Source organism: Streptomyces sp. CNZ287 (assembly GCF_007827615.1).
Map to the genome: position 1 here is coordinate 75,205 of NZ_VISV01000008.1, position 13,917 is coordinate 89,121.

Annotated in this window: 13 protein-coding genes; 7 read left to right on the plus strand and 6 right to left on the minus strand. The window is 73.4% G+C overall.

The window, feature by feature from the left end; translation table 11 throughout:
- Window positions 1-178 precede the first annotated feature (178 nt).
- The 6 genes from FB457_RS16545 to FB457_RS16570 all read left to right on the plus strand — a co-directional run bounded on the left by FB457_RS16545 (window position 179) and on the right by FB457_RS16570 (window position 6,250).
- A complete protein-coding gene (locus FB457_RS16545) occupies window positions 179-1,927 on the plus strand; it encodes a hypothetical protein (protein WP_047020147.1) in 1,749 nt (582 codons plus the stop codon).
- Between the two features lie 240 nt (window positions 1,928-2,167).
- The gene (locus FB457_RS16550) at window positions 2,168-4,210 is read left to right on the plus strand and encodes an ATP-binding protein (RefSeq protein ID WP_145782279.1); all 2,043 of its coding nucleotides are present in this window, start codon (window positions 2,168-2,170) and stop codon (window positions 4,208-4,210) included.
- Window positions 4,207-4,611, plus strand: a complete 405-nt coding sequence (locus FB457_RS16555) for a roadblock/LC7 domain-containing protein (RefSeq protein ID WP_047016928.1) — start codon at window positions 4,207-4,209, stop codon at window positions 4,609-4,611. Before FB457_RS16550 ends, FB457_RS16555 begins: the two co-directional genes overlap by 4 nt.
- A 1-nt stretch (window position 4,612) precedes the next feature.
- Window positions 4,613-4,981: a DUF742 domain-containing protein gene (locus FB457_RS16560; RefSeq protein ID WP_047016929.1), complete on the plus strand. Its 369-nt coding sequence runs from the start codon at window positions 4,613-4,615 to the stop codon at window positions 4,979-4,981.
- On the plus strand, window positions 4,959-5,636 hold the full coding sequence (locus FB457_RS16565) for a GTP-binding protein (RefSeq protein WP_047016930.1): 678 nt from the start codon (window positions 4,959-4,961) through the stop codon (window positions 5,634-5,636). Before FB457_RS16560 ends, FB457_RS16565 begins: the two co-directional genes overlap by 23 nt.
- A complete protein-coding gene (locus FB457_RS16570) occupies window positions 5,633-6,250 on the plus strand; it encodes a GAF domain-containing protein (protein ID WP_047016931.1) in 618 nt (205 codons plus the stop codon). Before FB457_RS16565 ends, FB457_RS16570 begins: the two co-directional genes overlap by 4 nt.
- 181 nt (window positions 6,251-6,431) lie before the next feature.
- Here FB457_RS16570 and FB457_RS16575 read toward each other — a convergent pair whose 3' ends face one another.
- The 3 genes from FB457_RS16575 to FB457_RS16585 all read right to left on the minus strand — a co-directional run bounded on the left by FB457_RS16575 (window position 6,432) and on the right by FB457_RS16585 (window position 9,635).
- Window positions 6,432-7,628 (minus strand): acyl-CoA dehydrogenase family protein, encoded by a 1,197-nt coding sequence (locus FB457_RS16575; RefSeq protein ID WP_047016932.1) that lies wholly within the window; start codon window positions 7,626-7,628, stop codon window positions 6,432-6,434.
- Window positions 7,629-7,954: 326 nt separating this feature from the next.
- Window positions 7,955-8,746: a carbon-nitrogen hydrolase family protein gene (locus FB457_RS16580; RefSeq protein WP_047016933.1), complete on the minus strand. Its 792-nt coding sequence runs from the start codon at window positions 8,744-8,746 to the stop codon at window positions 7,955-7,957.
- Window positions 8,747-8,876: 130 nt separating this feature from the next.
- A complete protein-coding gene (locus tag FB457_RS16585; protein ID WP_047016934.1) occupies window positions 8,877-9,635 on the minus strand; it encodes an HpcH/HpaI aldolase family protein in 759 nt (252 codons plus the stop codon).
- A 61-nt stretch (window positions 9,636-9,696) separates the two neighbouring features.
- Between FB457_RS16585 and FB457_RS16590 the strand changes: the two genes are divergently transcribed.
- A complete protein-coding gene (locus FB457_RS16590; protein ID WP_047016935.1) occupies window positions 9,697-10,374 on the plus strand; it encodes a GntR family transcriptional regulator in 678 nt (225 codons plus the stop codon).
- 23 nt (window positions 10,375-10,397) lie between these two features.
- Here FB457_RS16590 and FB457_RS16595 read toward each other — a convergent pair whose 3' ends face one another.
- The 3 genes from FB457_RS16595 to FB457_RS16605 all read right to left on the minus strand — a co-directional run bounded on the left by FB457_RS16595 (window position 10,398) and on the right by FB457_RS16605 (window position 13,917).
- Window positions 10,398-12,131: an ABC transporter ATP-binding protein gene (locus FB457_RS16595; RefSeq protein ID WP_145782280.1), complete on the minus strand. Its 1,734-nt coding sequence runs from the start codon at window positions 12,129-12,131 to the stop codon at window positions 10,398-10,400.
- Window positions 12,128-12,961, minus strand: coding sequence for a creatininase family protein (locus FB457_RS16600; RefSeq protein ID WP_047016937.1), 834 nt, complete (start codon window positions 12,959-12,961; stop codon window positions 12,128-12,130). Before FB457_RS16600 ends, FB457_RS16595 begins: the two co-directional genes overlap by 4 nt.
- A 62-nt stretch (window positions 12,962-13,023) precedes the next feature.
- Window positions 13,024-13,917, minus strand: coding sequence for an ABC transporter permease (locus tag FB457_RS16605; protein ID WP_047016938.1), 894 nt, complete (start codon window positions 13,915-13,917; stop codon window positions 13,024-13,026).

Below are 13,917 nucleotides of genomic sequence, written 5' to 3' on the forward strand. Positions count from 1 at the left end.
CCCCCAGGGCACTCTGCCTCGGACGACCCTCGAACGACCTGGAGGATCACCCGATTTAATGCGCGTAGTGACGGTGAACGCTCTGCACACCCCCGGAACTTACGAACGGCACATGCCAGACGGCAGGCTACGGAGCGCAAAGTTCCGGTCTGAGCCGGCAGATCGAGGTAGCGCTTACATGACCACGACGGGACCACCCGCCGACGGCCACACCCCGCAGCCCGCGGACGAGGACTCCTCGGGCCCTTCCTCGGGCGATGCACGAGAGGACGGAGCAGACACCCACGTTGCCCCACGGGAGCCGGAGCCCGGCCCCGCAGCGCCGCCGCCGACGTTGCTCCGCGTCGAGCTGGCCAAGCGCGGCTGGGCGAGGTTCTCGACGTTCGAGGTCCACTACACGCATGCCGCGCGCAAGGCCGCCGCCGAGTACGGCGACCCGCGGCTCGCCCGGCTCACCATCTCCAGCACCACCTTCAAGCGGTGGCTCGCCGGGGAGCAGATCCCGCGCGGCAACGCCGGCACCGTCCTGGAGCACATGCTCGGCATCGACGTCGACGCGCTCCTCGGCCCGGCGCCCACCCGCACGTTCACCACGCCCCGCCTGCCCGACGACGCCTCCCTCGCCACCGCCCGCGCGCTCGACGTCACCTGGTCCACGTCCTTCCTCTCGCCCACCGCGCCGGCCCCCGGCGGCGGCGGGGTCTGGCAGCTCGACGGCCACCGCGTCTTCGACGGGACGTCCGTCGCCGTGCAGTTGTACGAGGCCGAGGCCGGCTCCGACAGCGTCGTCATCGGGCCCGACGACCACCCGCACCTGCGCGACTTCATCCGCCCCGCGCGCCGCGCGCTCCTGCTCGCCGCGCTCGGCGCGCGGCGCGGCGAGGGGCTGTTCGTGCTCGACGCCGTACGCGCCCGGCAGCCCGTCGCCGCCGACCCGGTGGACGTGCTGCCGATCCCGCGTGCGTACCGGCTCGACGATCTGACGTACGCGGTCCTCTGGGCCGTGCTCAACCTCGACGACGGCCTCCTCGCCGACGACGCCGTGCTGGAGGCGGAGCGCAGCGGGCTGGACGACTTTCTCACCCGCGAGCGGTCCGCCGTGGCCCGCTCGGCGATGCCGGAGCTGTCCGACGTCGGCACCGCGTGGCTCGGCTCGTACGTCTGCGACCGGCACATCCTGCGCGAACTGCGCGCCGGCTCCGGTGAGCCGCCGGTGTTCTGGGCTCGCGAGCAGTTCGGCGAAGAGGCCGCCGCCTGGCTCTTCTTCCGGCACAAGCACACGTATCTGCGCGCGCTGCACGACCTGCTCGCGGACGCCGACCGCCCGTACGGGTACGCGTTCTGCCTGCCGCACAACGCGGTCAAGACCAGCGAGCGCTACGAGCGCACGCTGCTCTTCCTGACGCTGGCGCTGCTGGAGCGGCACGGGCTGACCACGTGGGTGGTCACGGAGCCGGAGTACGCGCAGGTGGACGGGTTCGCGCTGGTGCCGGGCGAGCGGGCGATCATCGCCAACTGGCTCCGTACGGACGGGATCTGGCAGGTCGACACCACCAGCCACTGGGCGCGGCTGCGCGCGTACGCCGACGCCGTACGGCACGCGCGGACGCACAGCGTCACCGACGGTGCCACGCCGGCGGAGCGGCTGCGCCGGCTGGCGGACCACCTGGACCTCGACTGGGCCTGGCTCACCGACCGGTGCGCGGAGCTGGCGCGCTACGGCAGCGCCGGGATGCTCCGGCCGCGCAGCCGGCTGATCGGCCTGGCGGAGCTGGACGACGTGCTCCGCTACGTCGGCGAGCTGGGGCCGGGCGACCCGGCCGGGCGGGAGGCCGCCGACGGCGATCCCGGCGTCTTCGCCGGGGCCGTGACCGGCGGAAACCGAACGCAGTTCCGGCCCGACCGGCACCACGGCGGGCGAAGATGACGCATGCGTTCGAACCCCCGGGAAGCGACCCCCAAACGACCCCGGGGAGCGGTAGCAACGACACCGCTTGCTGAGCAATGTAGATGTGGCTCACGGTGCCGTTGAGGCCACGGTGACCACTCGATGTGTGTGCGCCGCGCGCGCACTGCCCGGCAGACGGCCGGAAGAAACGCCGCACGACGCCGTACGACAGCGCCAGCCAGATGCTGGCATCGTACGGCCCATCCAGCGAGGAAGCCCATGTCCGACCACCCCGCTCCCGCCGGGAACGACGGCCCCCGCCAGGGCCGGTTCCCCTCCCGGCGGCGCCGCGCGGGCCGCGCGCTGCGCGCCCGGCTCTGGCGGGTCACGCTGCTGCCGGTGACCGCCGCGCTGCTGGTGGGCGGCGCCACGACGTACGGCGCGCTCATAGGCGGGTCGACGAGCGCCGAGACCCGCATGATCATCGGTGCCGGAGTACTGGCCGTGGTGGGCATCACGGTCCTGGCGATACTCCGCATCGGCGCGCTCGCCGACGCCCTCGACGCCGAGGAAGACGCCCGCACGGAACGCAACCTGGAGCTGACCGCGCTCCTGGAGGCCGCGCAGAGCGAACTGCTGCGCCTGGTCGACCAGGCGCAGCGCGGCGAGCGCCCCGAGCCCGACGCGCTGGCGCTGTCGTCCCCCGCCGGCTACGCCCCTGTCGGCGGGGGTACCCCCACCGCCCCCCCGACCGCCCGCGCCGCCGCCGACGTCACCCCCGAAACGGTGGAGCGCCTGGTGCACGCCACCGTGCACGCCGCGCTCAAGGCCGTCGTGGACGTCTCGTCCCGCGGCCGCATCGAGGTCTTCGTCAACCTCGCCCGCCGGCTGCAGAACCTCGTCATCCGCTCCCTGGACGAGCTGGACGGGCTGGAGAAGCAGGTCGAGGACCCGGATCTGCTGCACGGCCTCTTCCAGCTCGACCACCTCGTCACCAGGCTCCGCCGCCAGGTGGAGAGCCTGGCGATCCTCGGCGGCGCCGTGCCGCGCCGCATCAGCCGGCCGATGCCGGTGAACGCCGTGCTGCGCTCGGCGGTCTCCGAGGTCGAGGACTACGGGCGCGTCAAGCTGGTGCCGCCGATGACCGGCGTGCTGGAGGGTGCCGTCGCCCCCGACGTCATCCACCTGATCGCCGAACTCGTCGAGAACGCCGCCGGGTTCTCCCCCCCGGAGACCAAGGTCGAGCTGCGCGTCGAGCCGGCCGCGGCCGGTCTGGTCGTGGAGATCGACGACCGCGGCCTCGGGCTGCAGTCCGACACGCAGGACCGGATGAACACCCTGCTGAGCCGGGCCACTCCGCAGGTCGTGGACGAGCAGATCAAGGACGGCCGCATCGGCCTCCTCGTCGTCGCGCACCTCGCGCGCCGGCACCGGATCCCCGTCCAGCTCCAGCGCAACGTCTACGGCGGCTGCCGCGCCACCGTGCTGCTGCCCAACGCGCTGCTGATGGACCCGGAGGAGAAGGCGAAGCCGGCCACCCGCGAGCCGCAGGCCGCCGCACCGCAGCCGCAGGCCGCCGCGGTCACCGCGCCGCAGCCGGCGGCCCTCGCCGCAGACGCCGCCGAGCGCCGCCCGGCCGCAATCGGAAGCGCCGCCCCCGCGTCGCTGCCCGCCCGTACCGCCAACGGCGTGGCGCGGCAGCGGCAGCCGGGCGCCGCCGAGATCAACGGCGCGCCCCAGAGCACCGCCGCGCACGAGGCCACGGGCGGGCACCGGATCACGGGGGCCCAGGAGAGCACCGGCCGCCACGACATCCTCGGCGCCTACGACACCACCCCCGCGTACGACGGCACGGAGTACGAGAGCACCAGCCCGTACGAGACCAACGCCGCCCACGAGCGCACCCCCGCGCACCCTCCCCCACCGGCTACGCCCTCACTGGCGGGGGAACCCCCATTGACCGCCGCCGGCCACCCCGACGCCACCCCGCACACCACCGGCCCCACGGCCGGCTACACCCCCCGCCACGCCGCCCCGCCCCCCGCGTCGCCGGCCCCGGCTCCCGGGCAGCGGCCCCCGCTGCCCGAGCGCTCCGGCAGCCACCTGGTGCCCGAGCTGCGCCGCGAACCCGGTGTCCCCGGTGCCGCACCCGGCGGCCCGGCGGCCCCCTCCTCACCCCTGAACACCGGCCTCATGGCCCGCTTCACCGCCGGCTCCCGGGCCGCGGAGGACGGCGACCATCGCGCCGCCGACTACGCCGAAGACCCGGCCGGACCCGCCCCCACGCACCAGCACCGATCCACGGAAGGCCCGTCTACGTGAGCGAAAGCCTCGACTGGCTTCTGGCCAACTTCGTCCAGCAGGTCGCCAGCGCCCGCAGCGCCGTCGTCGCCTCGACCGACGGCGTGCGGATGCACGCGCACGACCTCGACACCGCCGCCGCCGACCGGCTCGCCGCGGTGGCCACCGGCCTCTTCTCGCTCGGCGCCGGCATCGGCACCGACACCGTGCGCGGCGTGCGCCAGGTGCTCGTGGAGCACGAGGACGTGGTGCTGTGCGTGATGGCCGCGGGCCCGGGCGCCGTCCTGGCGGTGCTCGCCGAGCCGGACGCGGACCTGGGCGTGATCGGCTACGAGATGGGCCAGTTGGTCAAGCGTGTCCCGACCCACCTCACCTCGCCCGCACGGACCGCCGCCGCCGCGGCTCCGGGCTCCGTCCGGTGACATGACGTCGTACGACGACGCCCCCTGGGTGGAGGACGGAGCCCCGCGGTTACGCCCGTACGCGGTCACCGGCGGGCGGACCGTGCCGACCCGCAGGCTGGCCCTGGAGACGCTGGTCATGGCCGCCAGGACGCTGCCCCGGGTGGCGCTGACACCGGAGCACGACGAGACCCTGCGGGAGTGCCGTGCGGGCCCGCGCTCGGTGGCGGAGGTCGCCGGCCGGCTCGGGCTGCCGGTGGCGGTCACCAAGATCCTCCTGTGCGACCTGCTCGACACCTGCGCGCTCATCCTGACGGCGCCCGCGGGCCCGCCAGACCCCACCGACCCATACCTACTGGAGAAGGTCCTTGTCGGACTACGCAATCTCTGACGACTCCTTCGTCCCGCTGAAGATCGTGATAGCCGGCGGGTTCGGGGTCGGGAAGACCACGATGGTCGGTGCGGTGAGCGAGATCCCGCCGCTGACGACCGAGGAGACCCTCACCGCCGCGAGCGTCGACCACGACAGCCTGGACGGGGTGCCGGAGAAGGACGCCACCACCGTCGCGATGGACTTCGGCCGTATCACCCTCACGGCCCACCACATGATGCTGCTGCTGTTCGGCACGCCGGGCCAGAAGCGGTTCTGGTTCATGTGGGACCACCTCGCGAGCGGCGCCATCGGCGCCGTCGTCCTCGCCGACACCCGGCGGCTCGCCGACTGCTTCGCGGCCGTCGAGTACTTCGAGCGGCGCGGCCTGCCGTTCGTGGTGGGCATCAACGAGTTCGACGACGCCTACCACTACACCCCGGAAGAGGTGAAGGCCGCGCTCCATCTGCGCAGCGACACCCCGGTGATGTGCTGCGACGCCCGCGCCACCAGCTCGGCGCGCAGCCTGCTGATCAGGCTGGTCGAGCACGCGCACGCGCGGTCCGTGGCGGCCAGGGCCGGGGTTTCGGCGGAACCGGAGCCCGCGACCGGGGCAGTTTCCGCGTCCGAGTCCGCACAGCCCGTGCCCACCTCCCCACCGAGGAGCCCCGCATGACGACCTTCGACTACCACACCGCCCGCCATCTGATGACCGACGGGGAGCAGGACCAGGAGCTGGAGCGGCGCAAGCAGCGGCTGCACGAACTGGGCCTGGGCGACAACCCCGACCCGGAGTTCGACGCCTTCGCCGCCCGGCTCGCCGAGGGCGCCGCGTCGCTGGCCCAACTGGGCGGGACCCCGTACGCGATGGTCAACCTCATCACCGACCACCAGTACTTCACCGGGCTGTACGCGCCGCCCGCGGAATGGGCCGACCCCAGCCTCGCCGAGCAGCCGGGCAAGCCGGAGGTGAGCCGGGTCATGGACCGCGACCACGGCTACTGCCCGCACGTCGTCGGCCGGCGCACCGCGCTCGTGCTGCCCGACGTGTGCGCGTACCCCCGCTTCGCGGGCAACCCGGTGGTGGACCAGATCGGCATCCGCACCTACATGGGCGCGCCGCTCATCGACCCGGTGACCGACGTGACGCTCGGCACCGTGTGCGTGGTGGACACCGAGCCGCGCCCGTGGGGCCGGCAGGCCCAGGAGGGCCTGGAGTTCATCAAGACCCAGGCCCGTTCGCTGATGGAGATCCTCGAAGAGCGCAGCCGGGGCCGGGCGGCGAGCTGAAGGCTCCCGCGTTCGCGCCGCGGGGGCGGTCCGGGGGCTGCGCGCCCCCGGGCCCCCGCGCTCGGGCCCGCGGCCCGCGCCGCGCCTCCCGGCGCGCCCGGCGCCCGGACCGGCGAGCGGGCGGCGCCGTCACCGCCGCCCCGCGCTCACCGCCGCCCCCTTCTCCGCCGGACGTGGCGCGTCACACCGCCTGGGACGCCACCGCGTGGGGCGCGAGACGCGTCGACCACGGCTCGTGGTCCGCGCCGAGCGCCACCTCCGCCAGCCGCAGCCGCTGCACGTCCGAGGTGCCGGCCGGCGGTAACACGTGGTACGCGTCGCGCAGATACCGCTCCACGGACATCTCCGGGTAGAGCCCGCACGCGCCGTGCACCTCCATCGCCGTACGCGCCGAGTCGAGCGCGGACTCGACGTTGACGAGCTTGGCGTTCTGCAACTCCGCGTCGCAGGGCAGCCCGCGGTCCAGCAGGTGCGTCGCGTGGTACGCGGCCAGCCTCGCGGTCATCAGCCGCGACTGCATCTCCCCCAGCCGCTGCTTGACCGTGCCCAGCTCCGCCAGCGGCCTGCCGTAGCGGATCTGCCGTGCCGCGAACGCGGTGGTCTCCTCCACGAGCGCCTGGTGGATGCCGAGGGCGACGGCGGTGAGGTTGGGCCGGCCGTACAGGATGCTGGAGGAGTACGCGACCGAGAGCCCGTCGCCCTCCTGCCCCAGCAGGTTCGACACCGGCACCCGGCAGTTGTCGAAGATCACCTCGCCGAAGCTGAAGCCGTGCAGGCCCATGGAGGGCCGGTGCGGGCCCAGCGTGCAGCCGGGGCGGTCGGCCTCCACCAGCAGCGCCGAAAGGCCCTTGGAGCCCGGTCCGGTGCGCACGACGACGCCGTGGAGATCACCGACGTGGCTGTTGCCGACGAACACCTTGCGGCCGTTGACGATGTACTCGTCCCCGACGCGCTCCGCGCTCGCCGACATCCCCAGCACATGGCTGCCCGAGGTGGGTTCCGTGACGGCTATGGTCGGCATGCAGACGCCGGCGGATATCAGCGGCAGCCACGTCTTCTTCTGGACGGCGCTGCCGAAGTGGACGATCTTGGCGACACCGAGCTGCGACGCCTGCACCATCGCGCCCATGGCGGCGCTCACGCGCGAAAGCTCTTCGATCACGATCGTTTTGGCGAGGTGCCCCAGATCCATCCCGCCGTACTCGGCCTCGACGGTGACGCCGAGCCAGCCCTGCCTGGCGATGTCGCGGGAGAGCTCGAACTGCACGCTCCGCGACTCCTCCATTCCCGCGATACGGGGGCGGACCTCGCGCTCCGCGTAGGCGCGGACCTCCTCCCTGAGACGTATATGACGCTCCGTGAGGAAGTAACCGTCCATCTGAGTCTCGCCTTCTCGCGTGCAGGTGGGGTGAGCAGGTCGGCGTGGGCCTGTCGTGACAGAGGCCGGGTAGGGCCTCCACCCACGGTGAAGATTTATCGCCATCGCCGCAGTACCCGCAAACGCTCGCTTCCGGGTCGTTCACCTCCCCGTAGGCAGGCGGTCGCGCTCCGCACCCGCCTCGTATGGGCGCTACGGTCCCTTTTGTTCGACCCCCCGCCGCGGCCGAACGCCCCCGGAACGGCCCCCGGCCGGCCGGCAGCGACCGGCCGGCAGGAGGGCCGTCCTCAAAGGGGCGGAAAAGGGGCGCGGTTGCGCGGGAGGCGTCAGCCGAAGGACACGGAGAAGCGGCGGTTGGCCAGGCTCGGGTTCTTCACCCGCACCTCCGCGACCCGCGCCGCGTCCAGGACCGCGGACGCCACCCCGGGCGTCTCGCCGGCGGACGCGGCGATCTGGCCCATGGGGTCGACGATGGCGCTCTGCCCGCACGAGACGGGTCCCGTCTGGCCGGAGCCGAGAACGTAGACGGTGTTCTCGATCGCGCGGGCCCGCAGCAGCGTGGTCCAGTGGTCCTCCTTGACGGGACCGGTGACCCAGGCGGCGGGGACGGCGATCGCCTCGGCGCCGGCGTCGACCAGGAACCGGGCCATCTCGGGGAAGCGGAGGTCGTAACAGGTCATGACGCCGACGGTGAGGCCGTCGAGGGTGAAGGTGAGCGCCTTGGCGGGCTGCGGCTGGATGCGGTCGGACTCGCGGTAGCCGAAGGCGTCGTAGAGGTGCACCTTGCGGTAGACGCCGAACTGCTCGCCGCCGCGGTCCACGGCCAGGACGGTGTTGCCGGGCTTGCCGCCATCGGCCGCGGCCTCCGTCATGCCGGCGACGATCGCGACGCCGTGCTCCTTGGCCAGCGCACCGACCGCAGTGGCGAACGGGCCGTCGATCGCCTCGGCCTGGCTCGCCGTCTCGGCCTGCGGGTCGGGGTCGGCGTACATCGAGTTCTCGGGGAGGACGACGAGGTCCGAGCCGCGCGCGGCGGCGGTGGCGACGAGTCCCGTGACCGCGTCGAGGTTGGCGGCCTTGTCGGTGGTGGCGGCGAACTGGGCGACGGTGGCGAGCATGAGGTGGTGCCTTTCGTGTGGTGGAGCGGGTGCCGGCCGGCGGACTGGGGTCTGCGCCCTCAGCGGCCCCGGCGGAGTCGGGTGCTGATCTGGCCGTTCGCGTACGCGGCGGAGGGCCCGGCGGAGCCGCTCACGCGCGGCCTGCCAGCGCGTCGGTCTCGGCGACCGCGGCGCCGAAGCCGGCCAGCAGCGCGCCGTGCTGCATGGTCAGCACCAGTTGGTCGGCGCCGTGCGCGAGCGCGAACGCCTTCTCCGCCGCCGACCAGGCCGGCAGCACCCACGGCTTGCCGGCCGCCCGGGCGGCGTCCGCGATGGCGGCGAGGTCCGCGAAGTCCGCCTCGCTCCGGGTGTACGCGCCGCGCGCGCGGCGCATCGACAGGTCGCTGGGCCCGACGAACACCCCGTCGACCACCGGCAGGTCGAGGATCTTCCCGATCTCCTCGATGGCCCCGGCGTCCTCGATCATCGGGTAGACCCGGGTGCCGCGGTCCTGCCGGGCGATCCAGTCGTCGTCGAACCCGCCGTAGCCCGCGGTCCTGCCGCCCGCGAAGCTGCGGTCCCCCAGCGGCGGGAACTTGCCGTACGCGCAGACCTCGGCGGCGTGCGCCGCGTTCTCCACGTGCGGCACGACGACGGCGGTGGCGCCGAAGTCCAGCGCCTGCTGGATCGGGCCGCGTTCGGGGCCGAGCACCTTGGCGAGCACGTCGAGGTCGAGCCGGCGGAGGAACGGGATGAACCGCTCCAGGTCGGCGAGGTCGAAGGCGCCGTGCTCGATGTCGAGCACCACGGCGCCGTACCCGGTGGCCGCCACGATCTCGGCGGCGGCGAAACTCGGGTCGGACAGCCAGGCGGCGTAAGCGCGCCGGCGGTCGGTCGTGCGGGGGGGCATGAGCCTCCTTCGCGGAATAGGTATACACTGCGTATACACATACCCAGAGAGGGCGGGGAGCGTGTCAGTCGACGAGGACGGCCGTGCGGTGACGGCGCGGGCGCGCGCGTACGAGTGGGTCAAGGAGGCGATCCTGCTGGGGCGCTACCCCGAGGGGTCGTTCCTGGAGGAGAAGGTCCTTTCCGTGGCCGCGGGGGTGTCGCGGACGCCGGTGCGCGAGGCGCTGCACCGGCTGGCCGCCGAGGGGTTCCTCGACCTGCTGCCGCGGCGCGGCGCGCAGGTCCGGCGCGTCACCGTGGCCGAGATGATCGAGACGTACGAGATGCGCCAGGTGCTGGAGATCCACGGCTTCCGCACCCTGTGCGACAAGCGGCTGGAGATCCCCGCCCGGCAGGCCGAACTGCTCGCGCAGATGGGGGACCCGGAGCTGCTGGCGCGCTGCCGCGCCGGCGACCGCGAGGCGATCGCCGAGCACGGCAAGCTCGACTTCCAGTTCCACTTCGGCTTCGTCCGGGCCACCGGCAACACCGTGCTCACCGACCTCTTCCGCAGCCTCCAGCCGCGGCACCAGCGCATCGGGGTCTCGGCGATAACGATCCGACCCGAGCGGCTGCCGCTCATCATGCGCGAGCACCACGCGCTGCTGGACTCCCTCGGCGGGTACGAGTTCGAGACCGCGGCCCGGACGATCCGCACCCACCTGAACCCCGACCAGACGGTCGTCGCCCACCTGGACTGACCGGCGGCGGCAGCGCGCGGCGGTCATGCCGCCGCCATCTCGCGCCACAGCCGGCGCCGCTCCGCCTGCTGCTCCGGGTCCGGCACGGGCGCGGCGGCGACGAGCCGCTTGGTGTACTCCGTACGCGGGTTGGCCAGCACCTCGCGCGCCGGGCCGTGCTCCACGAGCCGGCCGTTCTGCAGCACCGCGACCTCGTGCGCGAGGAGTTCGACCACGCCGAGGTCGTGGCTGATGAACAGGCAGGCGAAGCCCAGCCGGTCCTGCAGCTCGCGGAAGAGCCGCAGCACCGTGGCCTGGACGGACACGTCGAGCGCGGACGTCGGCTCGTCGGCGATGAGCAGCTCCGGCTCCAGCGCCAGCGCGCGGGCGATGCCGACGCGCTGGCGCTGGCCGCCGGACAGCTCGTGCGGGAACCGGCTCGCCCAGTGCGCGGGCAGTTCGACCTGCTCCAGCAGCTCCGCCACCCGGGAGTGCGCGGCGGCGCGGTCGGCGCGGCGGTTGACCAGCAGCGGCGCGGCGATCGAGTCGCCGATCGACCAGCGGGGGTTGAGCGAGGCGCCGGGGTCCTGGAAGACCATCGAGTACGTCGGCCTGAAGGCCCGCAGCGGGCGTCCCGACAGGCCGGTGACGTCGGTGCCGCAGACCTCGACGGACCCGCCGGTGGCGCGCGACAGCCCGACGACGGCCCGGCCGATGGTGGACTTCCCGGAGCCTGACTCGCCGACCAGGCCCAGGACTTCGCCCTTGCCGATGGTGAGGCTCACGCCGTGCACGGCCTTGAACCCCTTGCGGCCCAGCCGCCCGGGGTACTCGACCTCCAGGTCCCGTATCCGCAGCGTCGTGTCCTCCCCCGCCAATGGGGGCACCCCCGCCAATGGGGGCGTAGCCGGTGGGGGAGGGGGCGTAGCCGGTGGGGGAGAGGGCGTAGCCGGCGGGGGAGGCGGCTTGGGCACCGCGGCCAGCAGCCGGCGGGTGTACTCGTGCTGGGGCGCGGCGAAGAGCCGCCCCACGGGCGCCTCTTCGACGACCTCGCCCTCCTTCATCACCACCACGCGGTCGGCGATGTCGGCGACCACGCCCATGTCGTGGGTGATGATGAGCACCGCGGAGCCGAGGTCCCGGCGCAGGCCGCGCAGCAGCTCCAGGATCTCCGCCTGCACGGTGACGTCGAGCGCGGTGGTCGGCTCGTCGGCGATGATGACCTCGGGGGAGCCGGAGATCGCCATGGCGATCATCGCGCGCTGCCGCTGGCCGCCGGAGAGCTGGTGCGGGTAGCTGTCGACGCGGCGCTCGGGCTCCGGGATGCCGACCTTCGTCAGCAGCTCGATCGCGCGGGCGCGGGCGCCGGCGGCGGACACCTTCTCGTGGCAGCGGATGGCCTCGGCGATCTGCCGGCCGACGGTGTAGACGGGGTTGAGCGCCGTCATCGGCTCCTGGAAGATCATCGCGATCCGCTTGCCGCGGATGCCGCGCAGCGCCTCGTGGCCGAGGCCGAGCAGCTCGGTGTCGTGGAAGCGGATGCTGCCGCGGTGCCGGGCGCTGCCGGCGACCAGGCCCAGCACGGACATCGAGCTGACCGACTTGCCGGAGCCGGACTCGCCGACCAGCGCGACGACTTCGCCGCGGCCGACGGTGAAGCTGACGTCCCGTACGGCGGGGGTCCACTCGCCGGCGACGCGGAAGTCCACCGACAGCCGCTCGACGCTCAGCACCGGCTCGGGCGCCGTCCCCTCCTTCTCCTGCCCGTGGCCGGTCACTTCGGCCCCGCCGCGGTTCCGGCCGCCGCCGCCGTACGGGTGTTGCGGTCGTACTCCGCCAGATACGCGGCGCAGAAGCCGAGCACCCGCTCGATCCACACCTTGCCCGTCTCGGCGCTGCCCAGGCTCACGTCGCCGGTGCAGCCGGTGGCGCTGATCTCGGAGAAGTCCCAGAGGACCGTGCCGGGTACGGGCTGGCCGGGGATGGCGGCCTCGGTGTAGCTGGTCGGCGTCCAGCCGGCCGGCGAGGAGAGCCCGCCCGGCTCGGCCAGCTCGCTCTGCACCTGCTCGGGGAAGATCGCCAGCATCGCCGAGTGCTCCGGCTCGGCGCCGTGCCCGTAGGCGGTGGCCGGGTCGTCGTACACGTCGCGCATCAGGGCATAGCCGAGCTGCCAGGGGTAGAGGTGGCCGACGAGGATGCCGAAGTCGCGCCGGGCGTCGATGGCCGCGCCGGTCACCGGGCCGACGTTACCGCCGTTGTTGTCGACGATGACGATGCGCCGGAAGCCGGAGGCGACCAGGGCCTCCAGGATCTCGTACGTGACGTTGCGCAGCGTCTCCTGGCTGAGGGAGAGGTTCCCGGCGAAGCCGCGGAAGACGCCGGAGTGGCCGTAGTTGAGGGCGGGCGCGACCCAGTGGCCGTGCTCGCGGGCGAGCTTGTCCGCGACCCACTCGGCGACGATGGAGTCCTCGTGGACCGGCAGGTGGGGCCCGTGCTGCTCGATGGCACCGATGGGCAGCAGGACGACCGGGTCCTGCTCCGCCAGGTGCTTGACCTGCGTCCAGGACAGTTCGCCCAGACGGTGGGTGTCGGGCAGGGAGACGGCCATGGGGCTGATTCCTTTCGCTGCGGTGCCGGGGTGCTGCCGCGGTGCGGTGTGCGTACGGGAGTTCACGAGTCGGTGCCGCTGCGGCGGGGGTCGAGGAGGTCGCGCAGGCCGTCGCCGAAGACGTTGAGGGCCAGCACGATGAGGATGATCAGCACCGACGGGTAGATCAGCAGCGTGGGCTGGACCTCCAGGAAGTCGCGGCCCGCGCCGACCATCGTGCCGAGCGACGGCAGCGGCGGCTGGGCGCCGAGGCCGAGGAAGCTCAGCCCCGCCTCCATCTGGATCGCGAAGCTCACCGAGAGGCTGAGCTGCACGATCACCGGCGCGGCGACGTTCGGCAGGATCGTGCGCAGCAGGATGGTGCTGCGCCCGGTGCCCATGATCTCGGCGGCCTCGACGTACTCCACACTGCGGATCGCGAGCACCTGGCTGTAGACGATCCTGGTGAACCGCGGGATGTACAGCACGCCGATGACCATGACGACGTTGACCAGCTCGGGCCCCATCGCGGCGACCACGGCGATGGCCAGCACGATGGGCGGGAAGCTGAGCAGGATGTCGATGCCGCGCATGATGATGCTCGACGCCCAGCGGCCGCCGTACCCGGCGACCAGGCCGAGCGTGGTGCCGATGGCGCCGGCGATGAGGACCGCGGAGAGCGCGACGGCCAGCGACGTCCGCAGCCCGATGAGCAGCCGGGAGAAGACGTCGCGCCCGTAGTCGTCGATGCCGAGCATGCCGCCCTGGGTGAGCGGGGTGCCGGCGATGTCGCGGTAGTCGTGCGGCGCGATCACCGGGGCGAGCAGGGCGGCGGCGAAGACCAGCAGCAGGAAGCCGCCGGCGATCGACGTGCGCCGGTTGGCGGCGAGGCTGCGCAGCAGGTGCCGGCCGCCCCGGCGGGGCGGGGTGGCGGCGGTGGGCGGTGGCGGGGCAGTGGTGAGTTCGACGGTCGGCAT

Coding starts and splice junctions, on each gene's coding strand:
- FB457_RS16545 (WP_047020147.1), top strand. CDS start 179: ATGACCACGACGGGACCACCCGCCGACGGCCACACCCCGCAGCCCGCG.
- FB457_RS16550 (WP_145782279.1), top strand. CDS start 2,168: ATGTCCGACCACCCCGCTCCCGCCGGGAACGACGGCCCCCGCCAGGGC.
- FB457_RS16560 (WP_047016929.1), top strand. CDS start 4,613: ATGACGTCGTACGACGACGCCCCCTGGGTGGAGGACGGAGCCCCGCGG.
- FB457_RS16570 (WP_047016931.1), top strand. CDS start 5,633: ATGACGACCTTCGACTACCACACCGCCCGCCATCTGATGACCGACGGG.
- FB457_RS16575 (WP_047016932.1), bottom strand. CDS start 7,628: ATGGACGGTTACTTCCTCACGGAGCGTCATATACGTCTCAGGGAGGAG.
- FB457_RS16580 (WP_047016933.1), bottom strand. CDS start 8,746: ATGCTCGCCACCGTCGCCCAGTTCGCCGCCACCACCGACAAGGCCGCC.
- FB457_RS16585 (WP_047016934.1), bottom strand. CDS start 9,635: ATGCCCCCCCGCACGACCGACCGCCGGCGCGCTTACGCCGCCTGGCTG.
- FB457_RS16600 (WP_047016937.1), bottom strand. CDS start 12,961: ATGGCCGTCTCCCTGCCCGACACCCACCGTCTGGGCGAACTGTCCTGG.
- FB457_RS16605 (WP_047016938.1), bottom strand. CDS start 13,917: ATGCCGACCGTCGAACTCACCACTGCCCCGCCACCGCCCACCGCCGCC.